The organism is Achromobacter sp. SD115, assembly GCF_017355315.1.
In the GTDB taxonomy this organism is placed as follows: domain Bacteria; phylum Pseudomonadota; class Gammaproteobacteria; order Burkholderiales; family Burkholderiaceae_B; genus Achromobacter; species Achromobacter xylosoxidans_B.
On record NZ_JADIJM010000013.1, the window covers coordinates 184,039 to 190,593 of the forward strand.

Below are 6,555 nucleotides of genomic sequence, written 5' to 3' on the forward strand. Positions count from 1 at the left end.
ATGTCGAGCGCCCGCGATTACGTCTATGCAGAGTTGCGCCGCCGCTTGATGGCGGGCGCTTTCATGCCCGGCGAACGGCTGCGCGAAGAACACATCGCCGCCGAACTTTCCGTCAGCCGGACGCCGGTGCGCAGCGCGATCGAACGCCTGGTGACGGACGGCTTGGTCAAGCATGAAGGCCGGCGCGGAGCCGTGGTGCTGGGCTGGCAAGACCGCGACATCGACGAGGCGTTCGAGCTGCGCATGCTGCTTGAACCGTATTCCGCCAAGGCGGCGGCCGAACGGGCCAGCCCGGAGCAGATAGGCGAACTCGAGCGCATCAACCAGTGCATGCTCGATGCCATCAACGCCGATGCTCCCGACAGCGTCGCGCAGGTGCAGCACTTCAACAACCAGTTCCACCACGCGCTGCTCGAAGCGGCGCAATCCGCCCGCGTGCGGTCCATGGTGGAAAGCCTGCTGGACATGCCCATCATCATCGGCTCGTTCTACTTCTACACCAAGGACGACATGCTGCGCAGCGTGGAGCATCATCGCCAGATCATCGCGGCGCTGCGCGCGCGCGATGCGGAATGCGCCCAGATCGCCATGCGCTTCCATCTGGCTGCCACGCATCTGCTTTTCCGCAGCCACCGCAAGTCGGGCCAGTAGCGGGCCGGCGTTACTTCCGGACGCGCTTTGCTGGCGCTTCCTTGCCGGACCCGGCCTCGGCCAGCGCCTGCGCGATGATGGCCTGGGCGGTCCAGCGCGCCACGTCCGTGAGTTCGGGCAGTTCCAGTTTCCAGATGTCCTTCAACACCAGGAACACCTCGGTGCCGTAGACCAGCGACAGGGCCTGCGCCACGCGGTCCAGCTGGGCCGGCGTCAGTTCGGCGGACAGCGGCGCGATGGCGCGCCGGAGGATGTCCACGCGATGCCCGCGCACCAGTCGCGGTTCGGCGCCAGCACGGCCGGCGCTGGCTTCGGCGTGCTGCTGCAACGACACCATGATGGCGGCGCGCAGCGGCGCTTCGTGCGATTCGAGCCGGGGATAGGCGAAGCGCAGCAGCTCGTCGACCCGCCCGGCGGCGTCTGGCGCGGCCGAGTCCCAGGCCAGGATGGGGCCGAGGCTCTCGTCCACCACGGCGGCGATCAGCGCGCTCTGGCTGGGAAAGTAGCGGTAGGCGGTGGCGCGCGAGACCTGCGCGTGTTCGGCCAGTTCGGCCACCGATGGCGTGATGCCCTGGGCCATCAGCCGCTGCGCCGCATCCAGCAGGGTCTTGCGCATGCGCGCGCGCGGCCCGTGCGGCGGCTCGCCGCTGGCGGCAGCCTGCGGGCTGGCTGGCGCGATCAGCCGCGCCGTGCCGGCTGCGGAGGGGGCGGGAGTTTGACGTGAGACAGGTGTCTCAGTATGATTCTTTCGTCTCATTTCTAGATTCTACAGGCCTCGCGGCCTCACCTATCGAGGCGCGCACCGAGTGTAGCCGCCCGCGGAGGAGTCATGACGCATTCGAACTGGCGGGTCTACGTGGCCGCCACCTACGACACCAAGGGCCAAGAGGCCGAATACGTGATGGACCTGCTGCGGCGGGATGGGCTGGACCCGGTATCGGTGGACGTGTCCACCTCCGGCGCCGCCAGCGCGGCCCAGGTGCAGGCCAGCGAGGTGGCCGCCAGCCATCCCGGGGGCGCCGGCGCGGTCTTCACCGGCGACCGGGGCACGGCCATCGCGGCCATGGCGCTGGCGTTTGAACGCTACGCTGCCGCCAATGCGGAAATCGGCGCGCTGTTGGGCCTGGGCGGTTCGGGCGGCACCGCCCTGATCACGCCCGCCATGCGCGCGCTGCCCATCGGCACGCCCAAGCTGATGGTGTCGACCATGGCCTCGGGCAATGTCGCTCCCTACGTCGGGCCGTCGGACATCGCCATGATGTATTCCGTGACCGACGTCGCGGGCCTGAACCGCATTTCGCGCCGGGTGCTGGCCAACGCCGCCGGCGCGATCGGCGGCGCCTTCAGGCAGGCCGCCCGCGCGGTTGCCGACGACGGCCGGCCTGCCGTGGGCATCACCATGTTCGGCGTCACCACCGCCTGCGTGCAGCAAGTCACGCCGCTGCTGGAGTCCCGCTACGACTGCCTGGTGTTCCACGCCACGGGCACCGGCGGGCAGTCGATGGAAAAGCTGCTGGACAGCCGTTTGCTGGGCGGCGTGCTGGACCTGACCACCACCGAAGTCTGCGACTTCCTGTTTGGCGGCGTGCTGGCCTGCACCGAGGACCGTTTCGGCGCCGTGGCCCGCACCGGCTTGCCCTACGTGGGCTCCTGCGGCGCGCTGGACATGGTGAACTTCGGCGCCATGGACACCGTGCCGGAGCGCTACCGCGGCCGCAAGTTCTATCCGCACAATCCGCAGGTGACGCTGATGCGCACCACCGTGGAAGAAAACACCCGCCAGGGCGAGTGGATCGCCGCCCGCCTGAACCAGTGCCAGGGGCCGGTGCGCTTCCTGATTCCGGAAGGCGGCGTATCCGCGCTGGACGCGCCGGGCCAGGCGTTCTGGGATCCGCAGGCCGACGCCGCCCTGTACGCGGCGCTGGAGGCGAATCTGGTGCAGACCGCCGACCGCCGCCTGGTGCGCGTGCCTTGCCACATCAATGACCCGCTGTTCGCCCAGACCGCGGTCGACCAATTTCTTGAAATCGCTACACACTGAGGACCGCCGCCATGCCGCGCTTTGACCGCAACGAACTCCTGGACAAGTATCGCGCCATGGTGCGCGCGCGCACGCCCATCGTCGGCGGCGGCGCGGGCACCGGCCTGTCGGCCAAGTGCGAGGAAGCGGGCGGCATCGACCTGATCGTGATCTACAACTCGGGCCGCTACCGCATGGCGGGCCGCGGTTCGCTGGCCGGCCTGCTGGCCTATGGCAACGCCAACGAGATCGTGGTGGACATGGGGCGCGAAGTCCTGCCGGTGGTGAAGAAGACGCCGGTGTTGGCCGGCGTCAACGGCACCGATCCGTTCTGCGACTTCGACCTGTTCCTCGACGACCTCAAGCGCCAGGGCTTTGCCGGCGTGCAGAACTTTCCCACCGTGGGCCTGATCGACGGCACTTTCCGCGCCAACCTAGAAGAGACCGGCATGGGCTATGCGCTGGAAGTGGACATGATCCGCCTGGCGCACCAGAAGGGCATGCTGACCACGCCCTACGTGTTCAACGAAGACGACGCCGTTGCCATGACGAAGGCCGGGGCCGACATCATCGTGGCCCACATGGGCCTGACCACCGGCGGCGCCATCGGCGCCGAAACCGCGCAGACGCTGGACGACTGCGTGGCGGCGATCGACCGCATCGCCGCAGCCGCGTTGGCGGTGCGGCCGGATATCATCGTGTTGTGCCATGGCGGTCCGATCGCCACGCCCGAAGACGCGGCCCACGTGCTGCGCGCGTGCAAGCACTGTCATGGCTTCTACGGCGCCAGCTCGATGGAGCGGCTGCCGACTGAACAGGCGCTGACCGCGGCCACCCGCGAGTTCAAGAGCCTGACATTCTGATTCCGTAGTTTCCTCAATCCCTGGGCCGCGCGCCCGCAGGAGTCCGCATGCCGCATACCGTACACGTCAGCGCCATCATCCACGCGCCGCTACAGCAGGTCTGGGCCAGTTTCCGCGATTTCAATGGACTGGCCAATTGGCATCCGGGCATCGCCGAAAGCCGTCTGGAAGAGGGCGGCCGCCATGACGCCGTGGGCAGCGTGCGGCACCTGTCGCTCAAGCCTTCCGGCTTCGTGCGCGAGCAGTTGCTGATGCTGGACGATCCAGGCACGGCGCTGCGCTATTCCATCATCGAAACCGACCTGCCCATGCGCGATTACGTCGCCGGCGTGTCGCTGCATGCCGTCACCGAAGGCGGCCAGACGCTGGTGGAATGGTGGGCGGATTTCCGCGTCGAGGGCGCGGAATTGAGCGACGTAGTGAACGCCGTGGGTCGCAACGTGTTCGCGGCGGGACTGGCGGCGCTGGACGAGAAGCTGCGCGGGGCCTGAGCGCGCCGCGCTGCTCTTACGCTTTCAAGCCTTTGGCCGGCATGCGCTTGCAGCCGGCCGGCAGTTGCGCCGTGCGCAGATAGTCGTGGATGGCGTGGATCAGGGCTTGCGCGGCGGGGCTCAAGGGGTATTCCTTGTGGCGGATGATGCAGACCGTGCGCACCACCGTGGGTCGGGCCAGCAGGGCATAGGCCAGGCCGGGCTCCATCACCCGTTGCGCCGCCAACGCCGGCAATAGCGCCACGCCGAGTCCGGCCTGGACCAGCGCCGCCTGCGAGGTGGTGCTGGAGGCCTCATAGAAGGGCGCGCCGGCCTCTATCGGCAGGTCGGCGCGGGCCCGCAAGAGCGCCATGATGCCGGTCTCGTCCACCACCCCCACCAGTTTGCGGCCGGCCAGATCCGACCAGCGCATCGTGCCGTCGCGCGCCGGGCGCAGACTGGCGTCGTCCTCCCGGTACAGCACGCCGAAGCGGTCCTCCAGCAGGGCGTCGAACTGCAGTCCGGGCGCGTCGGCCCAGCGGCTGGTCAGGCCGAAATCCACTTCGCGCGCGGCGACCTTGCGCTGGATGCGGCCGGAGTTGTCGTCGCTGAGGTACAGCCGCACGGCCGGATAGCGGGCCGAGTAGGCCGCGGCGGCGGGCGCGATGATCTGCGTGATGGCCGACGGCGCCGCCGCCACGCCGACGCGTCCGCGCTCCAGCGCGCCGTAGCGTTGCACATCGTCTATCACCCCATCGAAGTCCGCCAGCAGCCGCATGACGCGCGGCAGGAACTCCTCGCCCGCCGCCGTCAGCAGCACGCGCCGGCTGGTGCGCGCGAACAGCTGCGTGGCCAGCGCGTCCTCCAGCTGCCGCACTAGGCTGGTCAGGGATGATTGGGTCTGGAACAGACGCTTGGCCGCGTGCGTGAAACTGGATTCCTGGGCCACCGCGACAAAGGCGGTCAGGTGTTTGAGCGTGACGTGCTTGGGCAGACGATTCATTTCAAATCATGATAGATGGATCAATAAAAACAATTTTCCCAGATTGATCGGGCCGACGATACTAGACCCTTTCGGCGTCTGCGGATTCAAGCGCGTCCGCCGGCAAGACCCTCAAGGCGGGAGCACCATGCGGCAGGAACCTCTGGATCTGATCATCGAAGGCGGCTGGGTCGTCGACGGCCTGGGCGGCCCCCGGCGCCGCGCCGACGTGGGCGTGGCGGGCGAACGCATCGCCGCCATCGGCGACCTGTCGGGGGCAGCGGCTGCGCGCAGGGTGGACGCGCGCGGCAAGATCGTGGCGCCCGGCTTCATCGACGTGCACGGCCACGATGACCTGATGTTCGTGGAACGGCCCAGCCTGGAATGGAAGACCAGCCAGGGCATCACCTCGGTGGTGGTGGGCAATTGCGGCGTGAGCGGCGCGCCCGCGCCATTGCCGGGCAATACCGCCGCGGCGCTGGCGCTGCTGGGGGAAACGCCCCTGTTCGCCGACATGCAGGCCTATTTCAGCGAACTGCGCGCGCAGCGGCCCATGATCAACGTGGCGGCGCTGGTGGGGCACGCCAACCTGCGCCTGGCCGCCATGCGCGACCCGGCCGCCCAGCCCACGGCGCAAGAGCAGGAGAGCATGCAGCGCATGCTGGACGAGGCCCTGGCGGCGGGCGCGGTGGGCTTCAGCACCGGCCTGGCGTACCAGCCCGGCGGTGCGGCCCGCCCCGCTGAACTGGAAGGCCTGGCGCGGGTGGCGGCGGCGCGCGGCGCGATGCACACCAGCCATATCCGCAACGAAGGCGACGCGGTCGAAGAGGCCGTCGACGAGGTGCTCTCGGTGGGGCGCAATACCGGCTGCGCCACCGTGCTGTCGCACCACAAGTGCATGATGCCGCAGAACTGGGGCAAGAGCCGCGCCACGCTGGCGAACATCGACCGCGCGCGCGGCGAGGGCGTCGAGGTGGCGCTGGACATATACCCGTACCCGGGCAGTTCCACCATCCTGATTCCGGAACGCGCCGAAATCATCGAAGACATACGCATCACCTGGTCCACGCCGCATCCGGAATGCAGCGGCCAGTTCCTTGGCGACATCGCGGCGCGCTGGGGCTGCGACAAGACCACGGCGGCGCAGCGCCTGTGCCCGGCGGGCGCCATCTACTTCGCCATGGACGAGGCCGAGGTCCAGCGCATCTTCCAGCACGAGTGCTGCATGGTGGGCTCGGACGGGCTGCCCAACGACGCCCATCCGCATCCCCGGTTGTGGGGCAGCTTCACGCGCGTGCTGGGCCGCTATGTGCGCGAGGCCGAACTGATGACGCTGGAGAGCGCCGTCGCCAAGATGACGTCCTTGCCGGCGCGCGTGTTCGGTCTGGCCGGACGCGGCCAGTTGAGCGAGGGCGCCTGGGCCGACATCGTCGTGTTCGACGCCGACACGGTCGAGGACCGCGCCACCTGGGAGTCGCCGACGCTGGCGTCCGCCGGGGTGGAGCATGTGCTGGTCCTCTCTGTTATACACATCTGGCGCCGCGGACAAGGGCGTAGATGGCTGTCTCG

7 protein-coding genes are annotated in these 6,555 nt (G+C 68.8%); 5 read left to right on the plus strand and 2 right to left on the minus strand.

What is annotated here, in order from left to right:
* Complete coding sequence (locus IPU70_RS19430) at nucleotides 1–651, plus strand: GntR family transcriptional regulator (protein ID WP_013394831.1); 651 nt, start codon at nucleotides 1–3, stop codon at nucleotides 649–651.
* A gap of 10 nt (nucleotides 652–661) precedes the next feature.
* Here IPU70_RS19430 and IPU70_RS19435 read toward each other — a convergent pair whose 3' ends face one another.
* A complete protein-coding gene (locus tag IPU70_RS19435; protein WP_207469479.1) occupies nucleotides 662–1,333 on the minus strand; it encodes a TetR/AcrR family transcriptional regulator in 672 nt (223 codons plus the stop codon).
* A gap of 147 nt (nucleotides 1,334–1,480) precedes the next feature.
* On the opposite strand from IPU70_RS19435, the gene IPU70_RS19440 reads away from it, so the two are divergent.
* From IPU70_RS19440 to IPU70_RS19450, 3 genes are read left to right on the plus strand one after another with little or no spacing between them, the layout of a single operon-like run.
* Entirely contained in the window at nucleotides 1,481–2,692 is a 1,212-nt protein-coding gene (locus IPU70_RS19440) for a Tm-1-like ATP-binding domain-containing protein (protein WP_207469457.1), read from the plus strand.
* Between the two features lie 11 nt (nucleotides 2,693–2,703).
* Nucleotides 2,704–3,534: a phosphoenolpyruvate hydrolase family protein gene (locus IPU70_RS19445; RefSeq protein WP_207469458.1), complete on the plus strand. Its 831-nt coding sequence runs from the start codon at nucleotides 2,704–2,706 to the stop codon at nucleotides 3,532–3,534.
* A 47-nt stretch (nucleotides 3,535–3,581) separates the two neighbouring features.
* Entirely contained in the window at nucleotides 3,582–4,025 is a 444-nt protein-coding gene (locus IPU70_RS19450; RefSeq protein ID WP_207469459.1) for an SRPBCC family protein, read from the plus strand.
* A 16-nt stretch (nucleotides 4,026–4,041) separates the two neighbouring features.
* On the opposite strand, the gene IPU70_RS19455 is transcribed toward IPU70_RS19450, so the two are convergent.
* On the minus strand, nucleotides 4,042–5,007 hold the full coding sequence (locus IPU70_RS19455) for a LysR family transcriptional regulator (protein WP_207469460.1): 966 nt from the start codon (nucleotides 5,005–5,007) through the stop codon (nucleotides 4,042–4,044).
* 127 nt (nucleotides 5,008–5,134) lie between these two features.
* Between IPU70_RS19455 and IPU70_RS19460 the strand changes: the two genes are divergently transcribed.
* Nucleotides 5,135–6,555 (plus strand): amidohydrolase family protein (locus IPU70_RS19460; RefSeq protein WP_207469461.1); only part of this gene is annotated, 1,421 nt, incomplete at its 3' end.